Source organism: Rhizobium sp. 9140 (assembly GCF_900067135.1).
Lineage (GTDB): Bacteria > Pseudomonadota > Alphaproteobacteria > Rhizobiales > Rhizobiaceae > Ferranicluibacter.
Genome location: NZ_FJUR01000001.1, coordinates 3552104 through 3573126, shown reverse-complemented (window position 1 = coordinate 3573126; position 21023 = coordinate 3552104). Strand labels below are relative to the sequence as shown.

The 21023-nt window shown below is 63.0% G+C and carries 19 protein-coding genes; 9 read left to right on the top strand and 10 right to left on the bottom strand.

All coding sequences use genetic code 11. The features are described 5' to 3' along the window. Positions 1–90 precede the first annotated feature (90 nt). Complete coding sequence (locus GA0004734_RS16880; RefSeq protein ID WP_092935516.1) at positions 91–918, bottom strand: transporter substrate-binding domain-containing protein; 828 nt, start codon at positions 916–918, stop codon at positions 91–93. A gap of 230 nt (positions 919–1148) precedes the next feature. Here GA0004734_RS16880 and hutC point away from each other — a divergent pair, with 230 nt between their 5' ends. Beyond that, positions 1149–1853 (top strand): histidine utilization repressor, encoded by a 705-nt coding sequence (gene hutC, locus GA0004734_RS16875; RefSeq protein WP_092935515.1) that lies wholly within the window; start codon positions 1149–1151, stop codon positions 1851–1853. A 33-nt stretch (positions 1854–1886) separates the two neighbouring features. On the opposite strand, the gene GA0004734_RS16870 is transcribed toward hutC, so the two are convergent. Then, positions 1887–3215 carry an MFS transporter gene (locus GA0004734_RS16870; RefSeq protein WP_092936394.1) on the bottom strand — a complete coding sequence of 443 codons (1329 nt, stop codon included), beginning with the start codon at positions 3213–3215 and terminating at the stop codon, positions 1887–1889. Between the two features lie 398 nt (positions 3216–3613). Here GA0004734_RS16870 and cyoA point away from each other — a divergent pair, with 398 nt between their 5' ends. The 5 genes from cyoA to GA0004734_RS16845 are packed head-to-tail and all read left to right on the top strand — an operon-like array spanning position 3614 to position 8841. Beyond that, on the top strand, positions 3614–4933 hold the full coding sequence (gene cyoA / locus GA0004734_RS16865) for a ubiquinol oxidase subunit II (protein ID WP_092935514.1): 1320 nt from the start codon (positions 3614–3616) through the stop codon (positions 4931–4933). 48 nt (positions 4934–4981) lie between these two features. Further along, positions 4982–6982: a cytochrome o ubiquinol oxidase subunit I gene (gene cyoB / locus GA0004734_RS16860; RefSeq protein WP_092935513.1), complete on the top strand. Its 2001-nt coding sequence runs from the start codon at positions 4982–4984 to the stop codon at positions 6980–6982. Positions 6983–6984: 2 nt separating this feature from the next. Next, positions 6985–7614 carry a cytochrome o ubiquinol oxidase subunit III gene (cyoC, locus tag GA0004734_RS16855; RefSeq protein WP_092935512.1) on the top strand — a complete coding sequence of 210 codons (630 nt, stop codon included), beginning with the start codon at positions 6985–6987 and terminating at the stop codon, positions 7612–7614. Beyond that, positions 7611–8012 carry a cytochrome o ubiquinol oxidase subunit IV gene (cyoD, locus tag GA0004734_RS16850; protein ID WP_092935511.1) on the top strand — a complete coding sequence of 134 codons (402 nt, stop codon included), beginning with the start codon at positions 7611–7613 and terminating at the stop codon, positions 8010–8012. The genes cyoC and cyoD overlap by 4 nt, the downstream gene beginning before the upstream one ends. After that, the gene (locus GA0004734_RS16845; RefSeq protein WP_092935510.1) at positions 8002–8841 is read left to right on the top strand and encodes an SURF1 family protein; all 840 of its coding nucleotides are present in this window, start codon (positions 8002–8004) and stop codon (positions 8839–8841) included. The genes cyoD and GA0004734_RS16845 overlap by 11 nt, the downstream gene beginning before the upstream one ends. Positions 8842–9003: 162 nt before the next feature. On the opposite strand, the gene GA0004734_RS16840 is transcribed toward GA0004734_RS16845, so the two are convergent. Together GA0004734_RS16840 and GA0004734_RS16835 are read right to left on the bottom strand one after the other, a co-directional pair. Then, complete coding sequence (locus tag GA0004734_RS16840; protein WP_092935509.1) at positions 9004–10020, bottom strand: Ldh family oxidoreductase; 1017 nt, start codon at positions 10018–10020, stop codon at positions 9004–9006. Between the two features lie 95 nt (positions 10021–10115). Next, entirely contained in the window at positions 10116–11090 is a 975-nt protein-coding gene (locus GA0004734_RS16835; protein WP_092935508.1) for an AraC family transcriptional regulator, read from the bottom strand. Between the two features lie 321 nt (positions 11091–11411). Here GA0004734_RS16835 and GA0004734_RS16830 point away from each other — a divergent pair, with 321 nt between their 5' ends. Next, positions 11412–12452, top strand: coding sequence for an NAD(P)-dependent alcohol dehydrogenase (locus tag GA0004734_RS16830; RefSeq protein ID WP_092935507.1), 1041 nt, complete (start codon positions 11412–11414; stop codon positions 12450–12452). 97 nt (positions 12453–12549) lie between these two features. On the opposite strand, the gene GA0004734_RS16825 is transcribed toward GA0004734_RS16830, so the two are convergent. The 3 genes from GA0004734_RS16825 to GA0004734_RS16815 all read right to left on the bottom strand — a co-directional run bounded on the left by GA0004734_RS16825 (position 12550) and on the right by GA0004734_RS16815 (position 15397). Further along, entirely contained in the window at positions 12550–13650 is a 1101-nt protein-coding gene (locus GA0004734_RS16825; RefSeq protein WP_092935506.1) for a methyl-accepting chemotaxis protein, read from the bottom strand. Positions 13651–13769: 119 nt separating this feature from the next. Next, positions 13770–14234 (bottom strand): Lrp/AsnC ligand binding domain-containing protein, encoded by a 465-nt coding sequence (locus GA0004734_RS16820; protein WP_092935505.1) that lies wholly within the window; start codon positions 14232–14234, stop codon positions 13770–13772. Next, positions 14234–15397, bottom strand: coding sequence for a M20 aminoacylase family protein (locus GA0004734_RS16815; RefSeq protein ID WP_092935504.1), 1164 nt, complete (start codon positions 15395–15397; stop codon positions 14234–14236). Before GA0004734_RS16815 ends, GA0004734_RS16820 begins: the two co-directional genes overlap by 1 nt. Positions 15398–15554: 157 nt before the next feature. Between GA0004734_RS16815 and GA0004734_RS16810 the strand changes: the two genes are divergently transcribed. Together GA0004734_RS16810 and GA0004734_RS16805 are read left to right on the top strand one after the other, a co-directional pair. Continuing rightward, entirely contained in the window at positions 15555–16652 is a 1098-nt protein-coding gene (locus GA0004734_RS16810; RefSeq protein ID WP_092936392.1) for a D-alanyl-D-alanine carboxypeptidase family protein, read from the top strand. A 160-nt stretch (positions 16653–16812) separates the two neighbouring features. Next, positions 16813–17970 (top strand): CobW family GTP-binding protein, encoded by a 1158-nt coding sequence (locus tag GA0004734_RS16805; RefSeq protein ID WP_092935503.1) that lies wholly within the window; start codon positions 16813–16815, stop codon positions 17968–17970. A gap of 33 nt (positions 17971–18003) precedes the next feature. Here the strand turns inward: GA0004734_RS16805 and GA0004734_RS16800 are convergent, their stop codons facing one another. The 3 genes from GA0004734_RS16800 to GA0004734_RS16790 form a co-directional block, all read right to left on the bottom strand. Next, positions 18004–18282, bottom strand: coding sequence for a sulfurtransferase TusA family protein (locus tag GA0004734_RS16800; protein ID WP_092935502.1), 279 nt, complete (start codon positions 18280–18282; stop codon positions 18004–18006). A 14-nt stretch (positions 18283–18296) separates the two neighbouring features. Then, a complete protein-coding gene (locus GA0004734_RS16795; RefSeq protein ID WP_092935501.1) occupies positions 18297–19835 on the bottom strand; it encodes a murein L,D-transpeptidase in 1539 nt (512 codons plus the stop codon). Positions 19836–20056: 221 nt separating this feature from the next. Next, positions 20057–21010, bottom strand: a complete 954-nt coding sequence (locus GA0004734_RS16790) for an acetyl-CoA carboxylase carboxyltransferase subunit alpha (RefSeq protein ID WP_092935500.1) — start codon at positions 21008–21010, stop codon at positions 20057–20059. Between the last annotated feature and the right edge of the window lie 13 nt (positions 21011–21023).

Genomic DNA, 21023 nt, shown 5'->3' with positions numbered 1-21023 from the left:
CGCGCAAAGGCGAGCGGGAGACGGGGCTGAGCGAGGACACGTATCGTTGTGCCGGTTCAGCCCCGTTCTACGTTCAGATGGCAGTCCTGATCAGAATGCCGGGTCCTTGACGGCATCCGGCGTGTCGAAGCTGGCGCCGAACCACTTTTCCTGCAGCTTGGCGAGGCGTCCGTCACCCTTCATCTTCAGGAGCGCTGCGTCGATCGCATCCATCAGCGGCGCGTGGTCCGCGTCCTTGGTGCCGATGAAGCCGAAATAGGCCTTCTGGCCGAAGGGCGGCTGCACCACCTCGAACGTATCCTTGCGCTGGCTGGCAACGAAGGCGATGTTCGGCAGGGAGTTTGCGACACCGGCGATGCGGCCGGCTGCGAGATCGGCGTAGGATTCGGTGAAGGCGGGATATTCGCGGATATCGACCTTCTCGGGAAGCTTTTCGGAATAGCCCTGCAACTGGGCGAGCTGCGCCGTCGCCTTGCCGACGCCGATCTTCTTGCCGGCGATGTCCTCGGGCTTGGTGATGCTGGTGTCGCCGGCCTTCTTCAGGATCGCGACCGTGGCCTCGGCCACCGGCGGCGTGAAGCGGTAGCGCTCCATGCGGGCCTTGGTGATCGTCGCGGGGCCTGCGACCATGTCGAACTTGCCGGCTTCGAGGCCCGGCAGGACGCCTTCCCAGGGGAGGGCGATCCATTCGATCTCGACGCCCAGTTCCTTGCCGAGCTCGGCAAAGACATCGACGTTGAGGCCGGCATGCTCGCCGGCATCGATGAAGTCGAAGGGCGCGAAGGCGGTTTCGGTGCCGACCTTCATGGTGCCGGCGGCCTTGATGCGGGCGAGCGCGTCTTCGGCGTGGGCCGAGAAGGTCGCGCCGAGCAGGAAGGCCGCGGCAACGAGGCCCTTCAGCAGGAAATGGGATTTCATGATCGTCTCTCCAGTATCGTGCCGCATCTCACGCGGCGTTCCCGTCTTCAGAATTGGATCGGCAGGCTTCTGCGTCCTGCATTTTGACTATACAAATAGACAGGTCCTTGCATAAGGTGTCAACGACAAACTGCCCGCGGTATGCGGCATCCGCTGCCCTTGTCATGCAAGTGACAAGCAAGTCTCGTGCCGTGTCAGCGCTTCCCGTCCGCCTTTCTGAGGGCCGTTCCTTGATCTCTCTTCACCAGCGCATATTCGAAGATATCGAGCAGAAGATCATGAGCGGCATGTGGCCGCCTGGGCAGCGGATTCCGGCCGAGCACGAGCTGGAGGTGACCTATGGCTGCTCTCGTATGACCGTCAGCAAGGCGCTCTCGGCGCTGGCGGCACGGGGCATGATCGTGCGCCGCCGCAGGGCCGGGTCCTTCGTGGCTTCGCCGCAGATCGACCGGACCGTCATGGACATTTCCGATATCGGGACGGAAGCGAAAGTGGCGGGCCACGCTTACAGTCACCGCATCCTCACGCGGCGGATCGAGCGGTTAGCTGCGGCGGATGCGGCCATGATCGAGGAAACGGCCGGTGGCGAGGTACTGCGGGTGGAATGCCTGCACATCGTGGATGACAGGCCCAATGCGCTGGAGAAGCGGCTGATCCTGCTCGACGCGGTGCCGCAGGCGCGTGAGGAAACCTTCGAGGCGAGCCCGCCGGGCAGCTGGCTGCTGGATCAGGTGCCGTGGTCGGAGGCCAAGCACATCATTCGTGCGGTTGCAGCGGATGCGGCGACAGCAAAGCTGCTGACGATCGAGAGGCACGCCGCATGCCTGCTTCTAACCCGCCAGACCTGGCAGAACGGCCGGACAGTGACCTTCGTGGAGATAACGCATCCCGGCGACCGTTACCAGTTCGCCGGGGTGTTTCATCCGTCCAAATAGATCTTGCCGCGTACTGGAGCCAGATCAAGCGGGCTATTCGCGGGCGAGCAGGCGCTTGTTCAGGAACAGTGCCAGCATGGTGCAGATCGCGCCGGACAGCAGGTAGTAACCGACGAAGGGCAGGCCGAACTTGCTCGACAGGCCGAGGGTGATCAGCGGCGCAAAGCCGGCGCCGAGGAACCACGCGAGGTCGGATGTGAAGGCCGCGCCCGAATAGCGATAGCCCTGCGTGAAGCGTGAGGACACTGAACCCGCGGCCTGTCCGAAGGAGAGGCCGAGCACGCCGAAGCCGGCGATGACGAAGGACGAGATGCCGGTCTGGCCGGAGCCGAGCAGGATCGGGCCGATGAAGCTGAAGATGGCGATGATGATGGCGCCGACGACGAGCTGGCTGCGGCGGCCAATGCGGTCGGCAAGCAGGCCCGAGGCGATGACCGTGAGAATGCCGAGGCCGGCGCCCGCGACCTGAACCAGCATGAAAGAGCCGATAGACTGGTCGCTGTTGAGGTTCGTCCAGGCCAGCGGGAAGATCGTAACGACGTGGAACATAGCAAAGCTTGCCAACGGCGCGAAGGCGCCGATCAGGATATCGCGGCCATGGGTGCGGATCAGGTCGGTGAAGGGCACGGCTTCGAGTTCGTGGCGCTCGAGAAGGTCGCCGAAATCCTTGGTCATGACGAGACGCAGGCGGGCGAACAGGGCGACGACGTTGATTGCGAAGGCGACGAAGAACGGGTAGCGCCAGCCCCAGGAGAGGAAGTCGGCCTCAGACGTGTTGGCGACGAAGAAGCCGAACAGGATGCTGGCAAGCGCGAAACCGATCGGCGCACCAAGCTGCGGGATCATCGCGTACCAGCCGCGATGCTTTTCCGGCGCGTTGAGCGCGAGCAGGGAGGCCAGGCCGTCCCACGCGCCGCCAAGCGCCAGACCCTGGCCGATGCGGAAAATGGCGAGCAGATAGATCGACCAGGCGCCAGCTTCCTGATAGCTGGGCAGAAAGCCCATGCAGACCGTGGAAATGCCGAGCAGAAACAGGGCGATGGTCAGCTTGGTGCCGCGTCCGTACGCCCGGTCTATGGCCATGAAGACGACCGAGCCGATGGGGCGCGCGACGAAGGCGAGAGAGAAGATGCAGAAAGAATAGAGGGTCGCCGTCAACGGATCCGGCTCGAACGAGAAGACGAGCTTGGGGAATACGAGAACCGATGCGAGGCCGAACACGAAGAAGTCGAAGAATTCCGACATGCGGCCGATGATCACGCCGAGCGCGATTGAGCCCGGCGATACGGGTGCGTCGCCATGGATCTGCCGCGCGTCGCGCTCCAGGGCCGAGGATGAGGGTCCGCCGGACGTCTCTGCTATCGTTGTCATCGGGATGCCTCCATGCCTTTCGCTGGCCGCGCGGTTCAACGCGTGCCGTCTTTTGAACGATGTTGATCAAACGGGCCGCGTTATCAAGTGGCAGGGTTGAGAAATTCTCCCGTGCGACGGTATGACCCGTGTCAGGAGACGGTCATTTCAAGGGGAAGGCTCGACTTTCTCATCAGGACCTATATCTCGCATCTTAGCGGGCTGACGACGTGAAGTCTGTGGACGACGCGCTGTTGCGAATGGTGGACCGAGCCCGAGAGGTCTATCGACGCGGCGGTAAATTTTGCCGCAGGGCATCATTTTTGCTGCGGTGCGACCAAACACCTCATATCGTTTGTGGTCGCGGAGTATTACTCGCAGGGCAAAGATAACGAAAAGAGCATTGGACCATGGCGAACCTCTATCGACACGCTTGTCGCATCCTCATGCTGCCGCTCCTGGCGGGGCTTGCCGGCTGCAACATGGTGGTGATGTCTCCCTCCGGCGACATCGCAACGCAGCAGCGCGACCTTATCCTGGTCTCCACCTTCCTCATGCTCCTGATCATCATTCCGGTGATCGCGCTGACCTTCTATTTCGCCTGGCATTATCGTCGCGCCAACACGGAAGCGGTCTATGATCCCGAATGGCACCACTCCACGCGCCTCGAGGTCGTCATCTGGTCGGCGCCGCTCGCCATCATCGTCGCACTCGGCGCCGTGACCTGGATCAGCACGCACAAGCTCGACCCTTACCGTCCCATCGACCGTCTGGATGCGGAACGCGCCATTCCGGCAGATGTCAAGCCGCTGACCGTCGAGGTCGTGGCGCTCGACTGGAAGTGGCTGTTCTTCTATCCGGAGTATGGCATCGCCACGGTGAACGAACTCGCCGCGCCCGTGGATGTGCCGATCAATTTCAAGATCACGGCCTCCTCGGTCATGAACTCTTTCTACATTCCGGCACTCGCCGGGCAGATCTACGCCATGCCCGGCATGCAGACCCGGCTCCACGCCGTTATCAATGCGCCGGGCGTTTTCGACGGCTTCTCCGCGAACTACAGCGGCGACGGCTTCTCGCACATGCGCTTCAAGTTTCACGGTCTCGACCAGGCGGGCTTCGATGGCTGGGTCGCCAAGGTCAAGCAGCAGGGCACCATGCTCAACCGCGACACCTACCTGAAGCTCGAGAAGCCGAGCGAGCGTGAGCCGGTTCGCTACTATGGCGGCGTCGAGAACGGTCTTTACGAGGCTGTGCTCAACATGTGCGCCCAGCCCGGCAAGATGTGCATGAACGAGATGATGCATGTCGACATGATGGGCGGCGGCGGCGAGAACAGCGAAAGCAACCGCGAGCGCCTCGAATACGATAATCGCCATGCAGGCACCGGCGAAGGCACGAATTCCGCGACTTTCCCCGCTACAGGTCAGCCGGCCCGCTCGCAGGGCGCACCGGAAGGCCATGACGACAAGGGGCAGCCCAATGCCGCACCGGCCGAGGGCCAGCCCGCCAACGAAGGCGAGCCAGCCAATCAGAACCAGCCGGGCAATCAGAACGAGCCTGGCAATGGCGCGCAGCCGATGCAGCATGACATGCAGAATATGAACGGGCACGACATGAACGGACACCAGATGGGCGGCCAGAGCCCGGAGGCTCCGGCCTCTGACAGTGGTTCCGCGACGCCCGACAAGGGCTCCATCGCGCCCGAACAGCTGAACAACTCGAAATGATCGCGGCGCTTTTCCGCACCGCTTGCGACTGCAAGAACTGGGGTCACCATGTTTAATCAGGACATTTCCAGCCTCGTCTTCGGACGATTGACCTTGGAAGCCTTTCCGTACCACGAGCCGATCCTCGTGCTCACCTTCATCGGCGTCGTCCTTGGCGGCATCGCCGTGGTCGGTGCTCTCACCTACTTCAAGCTCTGGGGCTATCTCTGGAAGGAGTGGCTGACGAGCGTCGATCACAAGAAGATCGGGATCATGTATGTGATCCTGGCATTGATCATGCTTCTGCGCGGCTTTGCTGACGCCTTGATGATGCGCACCCAGCAGGCCATCGCCTTCAACGGCAATGAAGGCTTCCTGCCGCCGCACCATTACGACCAGGTGTTCACCGCACACGGCGTCATCATGATCTTCTTCATGGCCATGCCCTTCGTCACCGGCCTGATGAACTTCGTCGTTCCGCTTCAGATTGGCGCGCGCGACGTGTCCTTCCCGTTCCTGAACAATTTCTCGTTCTGGATGACGGCGGCCGGTGCTGCGATCATCATGATCTCGCTGTTCGTCGGCGAGTTTGCGCGGACCGGCTGGCTGGCCTATCCGCCGCTCTCCGGCGCGGATTACAGCCCGGGCGTGGGGGTCGATTATTATATCTGGGGCCTGCAGGTGGCGGGTGTCGGCACGACGCTGTCGGGGATCAACCTGATCGCGACCATCGTGAAGATGCGTGCGCCCGGCATGACCATGATGAAGATGCCGATCTTCACCTGGACCTCGCTCTGCACCAACGTGCTGATCGTCGCTTCCTTCCCGATCCTGACCGCGACGCTCGCGCTGCTGTCGCTCGACCGTTACGTGGGTACGCACTTCTTCACGAATGATCTCGGCGGCAACCCGATGATGTATGTGAACCTCATCTGGATATGGGGCCACCCGGAAGTCTACATCCTGATCCTGCCGGCCTTCGGCATCTTCTCGGAAATCGTCGCTACCTTCAGCGGCAAGCGCCTGTTCGGCTATGCCTCGATGGTCTACGCGACGGTCGTCATCACCATTCTCTCCTACCTCGTCTGGCTGCACCACTTCTTCACCATGGGCTCGGGCGCCAGCGTCAACGCCTTCTTCGGCATTACCACGATGATCATCTCGATCCCGACAGGGGCCAAGATCTTCAACTGGCTGTTTACGATGTATCGTGGCCGCATCCGGTTCGAGGTTCCGATGCTCTGGACGATCGGCTTCATGGTGACCTTCGTCATCGGCGGCATGACGGGCGTTCTGCTCGCTGTACCCCCGGCCGACTTCGTGCTGCACAACTCGCTGTTCCTCATCGCCCACTTCCATAACGTCATCATCGGCGGCGTGGTCTTCGGCGTCATGGCCGGCGTCACCTACTGGTTCCCGAAGGCCTTCGGCTATCGCCTGAACGACTTCTGGGGCAAGATGAGCTTCTGGTTCTGGCTGGTCGGCTTCTACTTCGCCTTCATGCCGCTCTACGTGCTCGGCCTGATGGGCGTCACGCGCCGGCTCAGCCAGTTCGAGGACCCGTCGCTGCAGATCTGGTTCATCATCGCTGCCTTCGGCGCCTTCCTGATCGCGCTCGGCATCGCCTCGTTCATCATCTCGCTCGTCGTCAGCTTCCTTCAGCGCGAGCAGTTGCGCGACGTCACGGGCGATCCGTGGAACGGCCGGACGCTGGAGTGGTCCACGTCGTCGCCGCCGCCGGACTACAACTTCGCCTTCACGCCCGTCATCCACGATCACGACTCGTGGTACGACATGAAGAACCGCGGCTACGAGCGTCCGCTGGGCGGCTTCAAGCCGATCCACATGCCGAAGAACACCGGCACGGGCGTCATTCTCAGCGCGCTGAGCGTCGCCTTCGCATTCGCCGTCATCTGGTACATCTGGTGGCTCGCCATCGTATCCTTCGTCGGCATCATCGCGGTGTCCATCGGTCACACCTTCAACTACAACCGCGATTTCTACATTCCGGCGGATGACGTCGTCGCAACGGAAGGGGAGCGCACACGGCGGCTCTCCGGGCAGGCCTGATCATGAGCGCACCGACACATACGCCTCTCGCCGACGGCGAAAAGCCGGTCTTCTACATGACGGAAGACCATCATCCGGAAAACAGCACGGGCCTCGGCTTCTGGCTGTACCTGATGAGCGACTGCCTGATCTTCGCGATCCTGTTCGCCACCTACGCCGTGCTCGGCCGCTCCTATGCGGCCGGCCCGTCGCCAGCCGATCTATTCGACCTGCCGCTGGTGGCGATCAACACCTCCATGCTGCTGCTGTCGTCGATCACCTACGGCTTCGCGATGTTGCAGATGGAGCGCAAGGCGAAGACCGAAACGCTGTTCTGGCTCGGCATCACCGGCATTTTCGGCGCGATCTTCATCGGGCTGGAAGTCTACGAGTTCGTGCACCTGATCCATGAAGGCGCCGGCCCCGGCCGCAGCGCGTTCCTGTCGGCCTTCTTCGTGCTGGTCGGCACGCACGGTCTGCACGTCACCTTCGGCATCATCTGGCTGATCACGCTGATGGTACAGGTGTCGATGAAGGGGCTGATCCCGGAAAACCGTCGCCGCCTGATGTGTCTGTCGATGTTCTGGCACTTCCTCGACGTCGTCTGGATCGGCGTCTTCTCGATTGTCTATCTGATCGGAGTTCTCGGATGAGCACCCACGCACCCGCACACGAGGACGCGCACGAAGCCCATCACGGCCACAGCCACGGGCATGAGGCGGCCCACGGGTCCTTCAAGAGCTACATGACCGGCTTCGTGCTGTCGATCATCCTCACGGCCATTCCGTTCTGGCTGGTCATGGGCGAGGTCTTCGAGAACAAGGCTGTGACCGCAGGTCTCGTCATGCTGTTCGCGGTCGTCCAGATCGTCGTGCACATGATCTACTTCCTGCACATGAACACCAAGTCCGAAGGCGGCTGGACCATGATGGCGCTGATCTTCACGCTCGTGCTGATCGTCATCGCGCTGTCCGGTTCGCTCTGGGTCATGCATCATCTGAACACCAATATGATGACCATGACGCCGGACATGATGCGCAATGTCCCCTGATACCAGCCGGCGGCCGGACACGGCCGCCGGCTCCCCTGAAAAGGCTGCCTCCTCCGCTTCCGGTAACCGTTCAGAGGCTCGTGCCGCGGACGGCGACGCCGCCGCCGCGCGCGGCTCCCGTAGAGGTCTCGCCGTGCTGGGCGCGGTTGCGACCGTCGTCACGGTCGTGCTTCTGGCGCTGGGCATCTGGCAGGTGCAGCGCCTTTTCTGGAAGCTCGACCTGATCGAACGGGTCGATGCGCGGGTCCATGCCGCACCGGTCGAGGCACCTCGCGCCGACCAGTGGTCTTCCATCACGCCCGGCAATGATGAATATCGGCACATCAGCGTCAGCGGCACATTCCGTCATGATGCGGAAACGCTGGTGCAGGCGACAACCGAGCGCGGCCCCGGCTTCTGGGTCGTTACACCGCTCGTGCGGGACGATGGCACTACGGTTCTCGTCAATCGCGGCTTCGTGCCGCCCGACCGGCGTGACCCCTCCAGCCGCAGTGCCGGCAATGTTCCCGGTTCGACGCGTATCGTCGGTTTGCTACGCCTATCGGAGCCCGGCGGCGGCTTCCTTCGCGAAAATGATCCGTCGGGAGACCGCTGGTATTCCCGCGATGTCGCGGCCATTGCCACAGCCCGCGGTCTCGATCACGCGGCGCCCTATTTCATCGACGCCGACGGGACGGAAAACCCCGGCGGCCTGCCGATTGGCGGCCTGACACGCGTGGTCTTTCCAAACAACCACCTCGTTTATGCCCTGACATGGTTCGCGCTTGCCGCCATGCTGATCGGCGCGATGGTCGTCATCGGTCGCCGGGAATGGTCGCGCGCCGGCTGAATGCCTGGTCTGGTTTTCCATCCTCTTGCATCGAACGTCCCGGTTCTTCATGAGCCGATGGCCGCCCATCTTCAGAGCGGCTGTCGTGTCGTTCGCAAGGACCGGCATTGCGGCCGGCACAGCCCGTGCGCCGGGTTCCATGGCCGGACGCTTTCGCTGACCTCAGGCGATGAGCGCCAGCAGATCGTCGTGGAGGGGCTTCGGGATCTCGATACTGCCGGCGGCCTCGCTGCGTTGGCGCGCCTCGTAGCGGCGCTGTGAGGGCAGGCGTGCGCCCTGGCCGATGATGGCATCGAACAGGGCCTCTGCCCGCTCGACATTCTCCGTCGCTCTCCCGCCCGACAGGAGGTTCGGATCGAAAGCGAGCAGCAGTTCGCCGTGGCGAGGCGTCACGCCGGCGCCGGCGTCGTAGATCTGGGATTCCCGGCTCGTCAGATCGCCGATCAGCGGTCCGGCCATCAGCTCGACCATGGCGGACAGGGCCGAGCCCTTATGGCCGCCGAATGTCAGCATGGCGCCGGCCATGGCGGCACCGGCATCCGTTGTCGGGGCGCCATCGCCATCGATCGCCCAACCCTGCGGAATGGCTTTTCCGGCACGACGATGGAGTTCGATCTCTCCGCGCGCGGCGGCACTGGTCGCGAAGTCGAACACGAACGGAAACGGGCCGGGGCGCGGCCAGGAAAAGGCAATGGGGTTGGTGCCGAAGACAGGTTTCGTGCCGCCGGCAGGGGCGACCCAGCTGTGGCTCGGCGTCATGGCAAGGGCTGCAAGCCCGGCAGCGGCGATCCGCTCCACCTCCGGCCACAGAGCGGAGAAGTGGTAGCAATTGTTGATGGCGAGCGCAGCGATGCCCTGCGTCCGCGCCTTTTCCTGCAAAAGCGGCAGGCCGAGCCGGAAGGCGAGCGGCGAGAAGCCATTTTTCGCATCGACCCGCACGATACCCGGCGCCTGATCCAGAACCTCGGGCACGGCTGCTACGTTCACCTGCCCCCTGCGGAGAGCGTCGACACAGCTAAGCACGCGGTATAGGCCGTGAGAATGGCACTCGTCGATCTGGCCCGCCATGATCGTATCGGCCAGCGCCTCGCAGTGCTCGGCGGAAAGGCCTGCATTGGAAAGAGCCTGCACGGTCAAAGCGCGCGCTTCGTCGAGGGACAGTCTGACGGTTTCGGTCATGGGAACTCCGGTTGAGGGCAGGATGTACTGCCAGGGTTCTGGAAAGGGTTCTCTCGGTCAGGAAGAGCATAGCTTCGCCGGCGATGCCTGATGGTTCAACCCTCGCTCAGCATTTCCGGCTCGCCGGCCAGCCGGCCGAGAAGCGAACGTCGGGTGCGGCCGGCGTCGCGCAGGGGCGGCGCGCCGAACTGGCGGGCATATTCGCGGCTGAACTGCGAAGGGCTCTCATAGCCGACCTGATGCCCGGCGCTGCCGGCATCCAGCATGTCCTCCACCATCAGCCGGCGGGCCTCCTGCAGGCGAAGCTGCTTCTGGTACTGCATGGGGCTCATGGCGGTGATGGCCTTGAAGTGGTGGTGCAGCGACGACACGCTCATGCTGACACGACGGGCGAGATCCTCGATGCGCAGGGGCAGGGCATAGTGCTCCTTCAGCCAAGCGCAGGCGCGGCCGATCTGGTGCGACTGGCTTTCGGCCATCGTCATCTGGCGCAGGCGCGCCGCGTGCGGGCCGGTCAAGAGACGGAAGATCAGCTCCTGCTCTATCAGCGGCAGCAAAGCGGGGATGTCGCCGGGACGGTCGAGCAGGCGCAGGAGCCGGAGCGCGGCGTCTTCCAGTTCCGGCGTTAGCGCCGCAACCGACATGCCGCGCTGCTCGGTTGCCTCGGAGGATGCGCCCGCCGGTTCCCGCACCTGCGTCGTGGTGGCGGGACGGTCGAGCAAGGCGAGAAGCGGCGGGATCTTTGCGACGTCGATTTCGAACACCATGCCGAGATAGGGGCTTTCGGGCGAGGCCTGCACGATCTGGCTCGTCACCGGCAGATCGAACGAGGTCAGAAGATAGTCTGAGCCGCCATAGACATAGGTCTCGTGGCCGAGCGTCACCTTCTTCACGCCCTGCGCGATCAGCGCGAAGCTCGGCCGGTAGGCGGCGCAGGAGGGAACGGCCTGCTCTGAGCGTCGGTGCACCGTCAGGCCCGGCACCGATGTCACATGGTCGCCATCTTCCCTGGCGAAACGGGCAATGATCTCGACGAAAGGCTGGCGGCGGGCGGCGGCGGGATCGAACATGAGGCAAGCCTTTCCTGAAACGGGGATGCCGGACGAGACGGTTCTAACGCGAAAGCCTCGAGCGCGACAACGGCTGAATGCCGGATGTTGGGTTGTGCCAAGGCGGTCAGGCGTCCAGCCGCACGCTCTCGCGCATTGCGTGGTGATGACGATTTCGAGATAGGCCCGATGCGCGACGGCCACAAAGCCTTCGAAGGTCATTTGCAGGATCGTGCAAGAAATTTGCAGGAATGGCGCATGCCTATGTCGGTCCCAACTTGCATAGTGGGCGAACCGGCGATGTCTCGACCGGTCCAGATTTGCAGACAGAAGGAACCACCCATGGCTTTCGCAAAAGGATATGCGGCGACCGACGCGTCGAAGCCGCTCGAACCCTTCACCTTCGAGCGTCGTGCGCCCAACGAAGACGATATCGTCATCGACATCAAGTATTCCGGAATCTGCCATTCCGACATTCACCAGGCCCGTAACGAATGGGGCAACTCCAGATATCCCATGGTTCCCGGCCATGAGATCGTCGGTATCGTTTCCGCCGTCGGCTCCGGCGTGACCAAATTCAAGGTGGGCGACAAGGCCGGCGTCGGCTGCTTCGTCAATTCCTGCACGACCTGCGCCACGCGCGATCTCGACCTCGAGCACTACATGCCCGGTCTCGTCCAGACCTACAATGACGTCGAGGCCGATGGCACGACGCCGACCTACGGCGGCTATTCCGACAGCATCGTCGTCAAGGAAGGCTATGCGCTTTCCATTCCCGACACGCTCGACTTCGCCGCCACCGCGCCACTGCTCTGCGCCGGCATTACACTCTATTCGCCGCTGATGCACTGGAAGGCCGGCCCCGGCAAGAAGGTCGCCATCGTGGGGATGGGCGGTCTCGGCCATATGGGCGTAAAGATCGGTGCCGCACTCGGCGCCGAAATTACCGTGCTCAGCCAGTCGCTTTCCAAGAAGGAAGACGGCCTGAAGCTCGGCGCAACGCATTACTACGCGACCAACGATCCGAAGACATTCGAAACGCTGGCTGGTACGTTCGACCTGATCATCAGCACCGTCGGCGTGACGATGGATCTGAACCCCTACTTAAGCCTTCTCAAGCTCGATAGCTCCATGGTTGTGGTCGGCGTACCGGAAAAGCCGTCGCCGATCCACGCTTTCTCGCTGATCGCAGGGCGTCGCTCGCTGTCCGGCTCCATGATCGGCTCGATCAAGGAAACGCAGGAAATGCTCGACTTCTGCGGCAAGCACGGCATCGTTTCCGAAATCGAACTGATCCGCATGGATCAGGTCAACGAGGCCTATGAGCGCGTGCTGAAAAGCGACGTGCGCTACCGCTTCGTTATCGACGCCGCGACGATCTAATCGACGCCGCGACGATTTGAGGATCGGTGCCGCTAAAGGCACTACGAAGAAGGGGCGGCCGGCAGCGGCGGCCCCTTTTTTCATGAGGTGCGGTCTTTCAGAGCGAAAGGCGCTGGCGGATGTCGGCTTCGCGCTCGGGCCGTTGGATGACGACGCCGCACCAGCCGAGGCCGTCGTAATCCTCGTAGCCGAGCGTGGGGGCGAAGGCGACCAGCGTTCTGTCGCTCATGTAGTAGCTGCCGCGTTTCATGCCTTCCGGCGGCGTCAGGACGAAGCTGGTATAGACAAGGGCCGGGCGCGAGGCGGCGATCACCATGCCCTGTCCGTCGAGCAGCAGCACGGTCGTGCGGTCCACGTCGGCCGGCGCGATGTTGGCTTCCTTGTGGACGATGGACTGGCCCTGGTTCGCCCAGTCGAAATAAACGCCGAGCGCGCCGAGCAGCGGTGCCGTGGAGACGCCGCCCTGACGGATGCCAGTGGCGTAGACGAGCGCATCGGTATTGCCGTGCAGGGGGCTCGGCTTGACCACATCGACGATATAATCGTCGCCAGATCCTGTCTTCATCGCCGCCTTGACCCAGGGTTCGCCGGAGAGGTCGCGGCCCATGATCGTCTTCTGGAAATTCGGATTGGCCGAGGCGACTGCGCGGCCGGCCTTGTCGACCATCACGAGATCGAGATAGACCGTGTAGAACCGGTTGATGACCCCCAAGCGCTTGGCGGCGAAGGCCTGCCGGTCGCGATCGGGGTTTTCGAGCGCCTCCCAGAGCGCGGTGTCCGTCGCCCACCAGCGCACGTCTGCCGTCCGCTCGAACAGGTTTCGCACGATCAGCTGGATGAGCGTCTGGGCGAGATCGACGAGACGCACGCCCTCCATCTCGTGTACCAGCGCGTCCGACAGGGAGCGCCCGAGGTTGACGCGCTCGAGCACGTCCTGCTGGAATTTCGCGGCGATGGCGGCCGAGGCGCCGGCCAGCCGCTGCACTTCGTTCGCGACGACGGCAAAGCCCTTGCCGATATCTCCGGCGCGGGCGGCTTCGATGCTGGCATTGATGCCGAGCAGGCGGATGTGGCGGACGATATCGTCGTTCTCCCGCCGGAAGCTTTCCAGGTCGTTGCCGATACGCACGGTGACGGCACGCATGGCGCGTGGGGTCGCGCGCACGGCAGGTGCATCCGTCCTCTCAGCTTCCATCATCGCTCTGGCCCTCTATCTGGAACCAACCATAGTTCCGCACTATTAGTCGATTCTCATATGTATGACCGTGAAACTTGTGCGGGTATTGCGCGATGGCGCCGGGCGGGCGGCAAAGGCCGCTAAAGAAGCGGTAGAGGGCCGTCGTTCTTGATTTCTTCCATGACGGCGTAGGTTCGGGTCTCCTTGACGCCCTGCAACGTCCAGAGGAACTGGCCGAGGAAATTGCGGTAGGCGCTCATGTCCTCGAAGCGGGTTTTGACGAGATAGTCGAAGCCGCCGGCGACCATGTGGCACTCGATGACGGATGGCGCCTTGCGGATGGCATCGGCGAAGGTGTCGAAAACTTCCGGCGTCGTCTTGTCCAGCATGACCTCGATGAAGACGAGCAGGCCGAAGCCGAGGCGCTGGGGATCGAGGCGCGCGCCGAAGCCCGAGACATAGCCCTCCTTCAGCAGCCGGCGCATGCGTTCGCTGGTGGCAGTCGGCGACAGGCCGACGCGCTCGGACAGTTCCAGATTGGTGATCCGCCCGTCGGCCTGGAGAATGCTGAGGATCTTGCGGTCGATCCTGTCGATACCGCTCATCAGGCGCCCAGGCGGCTCTCGGCAAGGCGCACCCAGTAGGAGATGCCGTGGGGGATCGCCTCGTCGTTGAAGTCGTAGCCGGGGTTGTGCAGGCCGGCGCTGTCGCCATTGCCCATGAACACGAAGGCGCCGGGACGGGCGAGCAGCATGTAGGAGAAATCTTCACCGCCCATCATCGGATCGACATTGCCCACGACCTGTGCGGCGCCTGCGACGTCCGTTGCGGCTTCGAGCACATGGCCGGTTTCCGTGGCGTGGTTGACGGTGACGGGATAGTTGCGGGCGTAGCGGACGCGGGCGGTCGCGCCATAGGCGGCGGCCAGATGTGTGCAGATCTCGTTGATGCGGCGCTCGGCCATATCCCGGTTCTCGGCCATCAGCGTGCGCACGGTGCCGGCCAGCAGCGCCTGTTCGGGGATGACGTTGTGGGCGAAGCCCGCATTGAACTTGGTGACCGAGACGACGACGGCCGACAGCGGATCCGCGGTGCGCGAGGCGATGGTCTGCAATGCGGTGACGATCTGTGCGCCAAGCACGATGGGGTCGATGGTCTTGTGCGGCTGGGCCGCATGGCCGCCGCGCCCTTCGAGGGTGATCGAGAATTCATCGGTCGAGGCCATGATGGGACCGACGCGGGAGGCGAAATGCCCGACCGGCATGCCGGGCATATTGTGCAGGCCGTAGACCTCGGAGATGCCGAAGCGCTCCATCATGCCGTCCTTGACCATCTCGTTGCCGCCGCCGCCGCCCTCTTCGGCCGGCTGGAAGATGACGGCGACCGCGCCCTTGAAGTTGCGCGTTTCGGCCAGATACTTGGCGGCGCCGAGCAGCATGGCGGTGTGGCCGTCATGGCCGCAGGCATGCATCTTGCCGGGTGTGGTGGAGGCATAGGGCTTGCCGGTCGATTCCGTCATGGGCAGCGCATCCATGTCGGCGCGCAGGCCGATGGTGGTGCCATTGCCCAGGCTGCCGCGGATGAGACCGACGACGCCGGTGCGGCCGATGCCGGTCACGATCTCGTCAACGCCGAATTCCCGGAGTTTGTTTTCCACGAAGGATGCCGTATTTTCCACGGCGAACAGAAGTTCGGGCCGGCTGTGAATATGGCGGCGCCATGCTGTGACTTCGTCCTGGAGTTCGGCTGCACGGTTGAGAATCGGCATGATCTATCCTGTCGGTCGTGGTGGCGGCACGCGGTCGCCGGGCGATCTCATGGCAAAGGTCTTTGCCTTGCCCCTGCCATATAGGTTAAATAGCGCCTCGACACGAGGCAATGCCCGAAAATTTCGAGGTTGAACTGTGGTGACTATGAAGATTCGCATGTCCGGTTCCCAGCTATTCGTTGGGGCCATCGCCGGCGCGCTGGCGCTTACGGCCGCGGCACCCGCGCTCGCCAATCCCAAGCTGGTGGTGGATGTCGCGACGCTGAAGGTCTACGAGCAGGAGGATATCTTCCAGCGCTGGTATCCGGCGTCGCTGACCAAGCTGATGACGGCCTATACGACGTTTCGTGCGCTGAAAGCCGGACGGATGACGCTGGAAACGCCGATCGTCATGTCCAAGCATGCGGCCTCCGAGCAGCCGAGCAAGATGTACCTGAAGCCGGGCGCGTCGATGACGCTCGACAGCGCGCTGAAGATGATGCTGATCAAATCGGCAAATGACATCGCGGTCGCCATCGGCGAGGCGGTCGGCGGCTCGGAGCCTGGTTTCGTCGCCATGATGAATGCCGAGGCGAAGCGGATCGGCATGACCAACTCGAACTTCGTCAATCCCAACGGTCTTCCCGAGCCCGGACAATACACGACGGCACGGGATCTCGCCGTGCTCGCCATCACGATCAAGCGCGAGTTTCCGGAATATGCGGCCTATTTCGCCTATGAGGGCTTCACGACGGGCAAGAAGAGCTATCCGAACTACAATATGCTGATCGGCCGCTTCGACGGTGCCGATGGCATGAAGACCGGCTTCATCTGCGCCTCGGGGTTCAATCAGGTGTCGTCCGCCACGCGTAACGGTCGCAGTGTCGTGTCCGTCGTGCTCGGCGCCGACAGCCTCGGGGGACGGGCGGACGAATCCGCGCGGCTGATGCAGATGGCGCTGACGGCGAATCCCGCCGGCAAGCCGGGGCTCGGACAGATCGCGGCCTATGGCGAAACGCGCGATGTGACGGCTGATATCTCAAAGCAGATCTGCTCGGCGCAGGCCGCCAAGGTGCGCAGCGAAGGTCGCGACGAGGCGGGACGCCAGAAGCTGCTCTCGCCCTTCATCCACGAGATCAACCGGCCGCTCAACTTCGTCTCGGCACAGTTGATCCCGGGGCAGGGCGCGAAGGCTGCGGATGTCGACGGGCAGCCGGCCAGCGCGCAGGGCGATGTGGCCAATGTGCCGGTACCCGTGCCGCGGCCGGTCTTCTAGAGCATTTCCAGCCGAAGCGGGATCGCTTCGGCGTCGGACAATGCAGAGAAAACAAGAGGTTAGAGCATTACCGGTGAACCCGTGTTCACCGGTAATGCTCTAGGACATCCAATTTCCTCATGCAGCCCGTTTTGCGGGCGTGCCCTCGAAAGCGAACCTTATGATCACCCGTTTCGATCCGGTGCCGGTCTCGATCCTCACCGGCTTTCTCGGTGCCGGCAAGACGACGCTTCTCAACCGGCTTCTCAAGGATCCCGATCTTTCAGATACGGCGGTCATCATCAACGAGTTCGGCGACGTGTCGCTCGATCATCTGCTGGTGGAATCCTCCGGCGACGGCGTGATCGAGCTTGCGGACGGGTGCCTCTGCTGCACGGTGCGGGGTGAGCTTGTCGATACGCTGGCGGATCTGATGGACCGGATGCAGACGGGCAAGATACGACCGCTGAAGCGCGTCGTCATCGAAACCACGGGCCTTGCCGATCCGGCACCCGTCATGCAGTCCGTCATGGGACACCCGACGCTGCAACAAAGCTACAGACTCGATGGCATGGTGACCGTGGTGGATGCGGTCAACGGCCTTTCGACGCTCGACCATCACGTCGAAGCGGTGAAGCAGGTGGCGGTGGCCGACAGGCTGGTGCTGACCAAGGCGACGCTTGCCTCTCCCGAGACCGTGGCGACGCTCAAGGCACGGCTCGCCGAACTCAATCCGCGCGCGCCGGTCCTCGATGGCGATCTTGAGGAAACGGGCCGGTCTTCGCTCTTCGCTTGCGGGCTTTACGATCCCGCGACCAAGATCGCCGACGTCTGCCGATGGCTGCAGGACGAAGCGAAGCACGATCACGATGCGCATGATGCTCATGAGGAGCACCATGATCATGGCCACCACGCCCATGATCATCACGGACATCACCATCATCACGATACCAACCGGCACGGGGATGATATCCGCTCGTTCAGCATCGTGCATGACAAGCCGATCTCCACGATGGCGCTTGATATGTTCGTGGATCTCATCCGCTCGGCGCATGGTGAGAAGTTGCTGCGCATGAAGGCGATCGTCTGCACCGCGGAGCGGCCGGAGCGGCCGCTGGTGCTGCACGGCGTCCAGCAGATCTTTCACCCGCCGGAGCGGCTGGCCGCCTGGCCGGAGCCTGCCGATCGGCGCACGCGCATGGTGCTGATCACCAAGGGGCTGGAGGAAAGCTTCGTGCGCGACCTGTTCGACGCCTTCACCGGTAAGCCTGCCATCGACCGGCCGGACCGGCAGGCGCTTTCGGACAACCCGCTGGCCGTGCCGGGTTTCCGCATGTGAGCCGGGTTCCCGGTCGCGGACCGGGACATTGCGTCAGATAGCAGTGCCCTTGCGGATCAGAAAGCTGTGGCCACGATCCGTCGCGGTCTGACGTTCGAGATGGTGGCCGTCCTCGTTGCAGAAATGCGGAATATCGATGACGGCAAGGGGATCGGTGGTTTCCACCAGCACCAATGCGCCGGGGCCAAGAGCCGCCAATCGCTTGCGGGTGCGGATGACGGGCAACGGGCACTTCAGGCCCTTGAGGTCGAGGGGGAGCGCCTGTTCTTCAGGATCGTCACATGGCGGTGTCGGGCTCGCATCCGAGATCATCGGCGCGGTCCGCCCTACCAGAGCTTCCAGAACGGCTTCTTCTTGCCCTCGGGCTGCTGCTCGGCAACCGCCTGCGGGATCTGCATTTCACCCGAAGCCTGTGCGCCGGTCGTCTGATCGGCGGGTGCTGCTTGCGTCACGGCCTTCGGCTCCGCGCCCTGTTGGCCCGGCTTTACGGTCACCTTGCGCGTTTCCACATGGACGGGAACACCAGCCGTGATGTCGCGGCTCGTCTTGACGGATGCGGTCTGGCTTGCTGTCTGGCTCTGGCCCGTCGTGTCCGCGCTGGCGGTCTGTGGTTCGCCGAGAAGAGGACCGGCAGCCGGATCGGTGGCTGTAATAGGTGCGGGCTTTTTAAATAGGTTGCCCCAGAAGCCGGCCTGGCCGGGCGCCGGCGATGCGGATGCGATCTGCGCGACCGGGCGGGGCAGCGGGTTTTCCTGCGGGATCGGCACGCTTTTGCCGTTGCGGGTGCTGTGCTCCAAGGCCGCCGTCTGTATTTCAATGGCTTTCTTGGCCTCTTCGAGCTCGGCGCGGTGCGCCTCCTGCTTTTCGAGGTCGGCGACCTTCATCAGCTTGCCGGCATCGAGCGAGGTGCCCGTCGGGGCATAGGCCAGTTCGCGGCCGGCGCGCTGCTTGGCGACCACGGCCTTGCGCTCGGCTTCGCTCGGCTCGTACCAGACGAGGCCGTCGAGCTTCTTCAGGGCCTTTTCGTAGTCGGCGTCGTATTTCTTGTTGTAGTTCGCCAGCGCCATTTCCATGGAGGGTGGCGTGGAGAGCGCCGGGCACTGGCCCGTCGGGTTCATCTTGCCGGCAACGCTTTTGTTGAAAACGTATTTACGGTCGCAGATCGCAAATTCCGGCGGGCGCTTCGTAATCTCGAACTGGTCGTACCCTTCTTTCAGGTTCTTCCAGAAATCGTAATGCGGGCTGTTGCGATGCCGCGCCATGTTTTCCGCGGTCATGCGGAAGGGCAGCGCCTGCAGCTGGATGGTCGACTGGCCGCCCTTGAAGGCGTCGCGGGCGAGCGCGAAGATTTCCTGCATCTGCTCGTCGGTCATCGAGTAGCAACCCGACGACGAGCACGCGCCATGGATCATCAGGTTGGTGCCGAACCGGCCATTGGCGCGGTCGAACTGGTTGGGGAAGCCTGTATTGATGGCCAGGTAATAGCTGGAATTCGGGTTCAGCTGGCCGGGGGCGAGCGGATAATAACCCTCGGGCGCCTGCCGGTCGCCTTCCTTCACCTTGGGGCCGAGCTTGCCGGACCAGGCGCAGATCTTGTATTCGCGCAGCTTTTCGAAGCGATTGGCCGTATTGGCCTTCCAGACTTCGAGCGCGCCTTCCTCCTTGAAGATGCGCAGCATGATCGGCGAGGTCTTCGCCATGCTCATCGCCTGCATCTTCTGCACGATCTTGCCGGAAAGTTCGTAACCGGTTTTGCTGGTAACTTTCTTCAGATCGACATCGACGCTATCGACGACTTCTTCCGTGGTGCAGCCTGCAAGAAACAGGCCCATGACGGCGGCGGCGAGGATATGTGTCAGACGCATCGGCAAGAGCCCATCGGTAATGAAAGTCGGACGCGACTCTTCCCTAGCGGCCGAGTCTGACAGAATCAATACGGTTTTATGCTTCACAAATTGTTAACCGCACCGCTCTCTGGAGATCGCGCGCAGATGGCACCACCAAGGCCCGACAATCATGGCCGAGATGCGGCAGGGCGCAATCGTCTCGCATCCTGCCCTCAAACGCGGGGAAAGCCAGGTCGTTCTTAGAGCGAGCGGCCGATGCTCAGATACTTCTCGCGGCGCTCCTTGCGCAGATCGTCGCCCTTGCGGCTGGAGAGATCCTTCAGGGCGTCGGCGATAACGCCACCGGTGCGGTCGATGACGAGATCGGCATCGCGATGCGCGCCGCCGACGGGCTCCTCGATGATGCCGTCGATGATACCGAAGGCCTTCAGGTCCTCGGCCGTGATCTTCATGTTGGTTGCGGCTTCCTTGGCACGCGTCGAATCGCGCCAGAGGATGGAGGCGGCGCCTTCCGGCGAGATGACCGAATAGATCGCATGCTCCAGCATGTAGACGCGGTTGCCGGTGGCGATCGCGATCGCGCCGCCGGATCCGCCTTCGCCCAGCACGACGGAGATGATCGGAACCTTGAGGTTCAGACACATCTCGGTGGAGCGGGCGATGGCTTCAGCCTGGCCGCGTTCCTCGGCACCGATACCGGGATAGGCGCCTGCCGTGTCGATCAGCGTGATCAGCGGCAGACCGAAGCGGTCGGCCATTTCCATGACGCGGATGGCCTTGCGGTAGCCTTCCGGGCGGGCGCTGCCGAAATTGTGCTTGATGCGCGACTTCGTGTCGTTGCCCTTTTCCTGGCCGATGACGGCCACCGGAATGCCGCGGAAGCGGGCAAGCCCCGCCTGAATGGCGGCGTCCTCGGCAAACTTCCGGTCACCGGCGAGCGGCGTGAAATCGGTGAACAGGCCGGCGGCATATTCTTGGAAGTGCGGGCGCTGCGGGTGGCGCGCGACCTGCGTCTTCTGCCAGGGTGTGAGCTTGGAGTAGATCTCGACGGTCGCCTCTTTGGCGCGGACTTCGAGCCGCTCGACTTCGTCGCTCGTATCGATGCTCTCGTCCTCGCCGGCGATCTTCTTCAGCTCGTGAATCTTGCCTTCGAGATCCGAGATCGGCTTTTCGAAATCGAGATAGTGATGCATGAGATGCGGTTCC

Coding starts and splice junctions, on each gene's coding strand:
- cyoA (WP_092935514.1), top strand. CDS start 3,614: ATGGCGAACCTCTATCGACACGCTTGTCGCATCCTCATGCTGCCGCTC.
- GA0004734_RS16845 (WP_092935510.1), top strand. CDS start 8,002: ATGTCCCCTGATACCAGCCGGCGGCCGGACACGGCCGCCGGCTCCCCT.
- GA0004734_RS16880 (WP_092935516.1), bottom strand. CDS start 918: ATGAAATCCCATTTCCTGCTGAAGGGCCTCGTTGCCGCGGCCTTCCTG.
- GA0004734_RS16840 (WP_092935509.1), bottom strand. CDS start 10,020: ATGACCGAAACCGTCAGACTGTCCCTCGACGAAGCGCGCGCTTTGACC.
- GA0004734_RS16820 (WP_092935505.1), bottom strand. CDS start 14,234: ATGAGCGGTATCGACAGGATCGACCGCAAGATCCTCAGCATTCTCCAG.
- GA0004734_RS16795 (WP_092935501.1), bottom strand. CDS start 19,835: ATGCGTCTGACACATATCCTCGCCGCCGCCGTCATGGGCCTGTTTCTT.
- cyoD (WP_092935511.1), top strand. CDS start 7,611: ATGAGCACCCACGCACCCGCACACGAGGACGCGCACGAAGCCCATCAC.
- cyoC (WP_092935512.1), top strand. CDS start 6,985: ATGAGCGCACCGACACATACGCCTCTCGCCGACGGCGAAAAGCCGGTC.
- GA0004734_RS16815 (WP_092935504.1), bottom strand. CDS start 15,397: ATGCCGATTCTCAACCGTGCAGCCGAACTCCAGGACGAAGTCACAGCA.
- GA0004734_RS16790 (WP_092935500.1), bottom strand. CDS start 21,010: ATGCATCACTATCTCGATTTCGAAAAGCCGATCTCGGATCTCGAAGGC.
- GA0004734_RS16830 (WP_092935507.1), top strand. CDS start 11,412: ATGGCTTTCGCAAAAGGATATGCGGCGACCGACGCGTCGAAGCCGCTC.
- GA0004734_RS16810 (WP_092936392.1), top strand. CDS start 15,555: ATGTCCGGTTCCCAGCTATTCGTTGGGGCCATCGCCGGCGCGCTGGCG.
- GA0004734_RS16825 (WP_092935506.1), bottom strand. CDS start 13,650: ATGATGGAAGCTGAGAGGACGGATGCACCTGCCGTGCGCGCGACCCCA.
- GA0004734_RS16835 (WP_092935508.1), bottom strand. CDS start 11,090: ATGTTCGATCCCGCCGCCGCCCGCCGCCAGCCTTTCGTCGAGATCATT.
- GA0004734_RS16800 (WP_092935502.1), bottom strand. CDS start 18,282: ATGATCTCGGATGCGAGCCCGACACCGCCATGTGACGATCCTGAAGAA.
- cyoB (WP_092935513.1), top strand. CDS start 4,982: ATGTTTAATCAGGACATTTCCAGCCTCGTCTTCGGACGATTGACCTTG.
- GA0004734_RS16805 (WP_092935503.1), top strand. CDS start 16,813: ATGATCACCCGTTTCGATCCGGTGCCGGTCTCGATCCTCACCGGCTTT.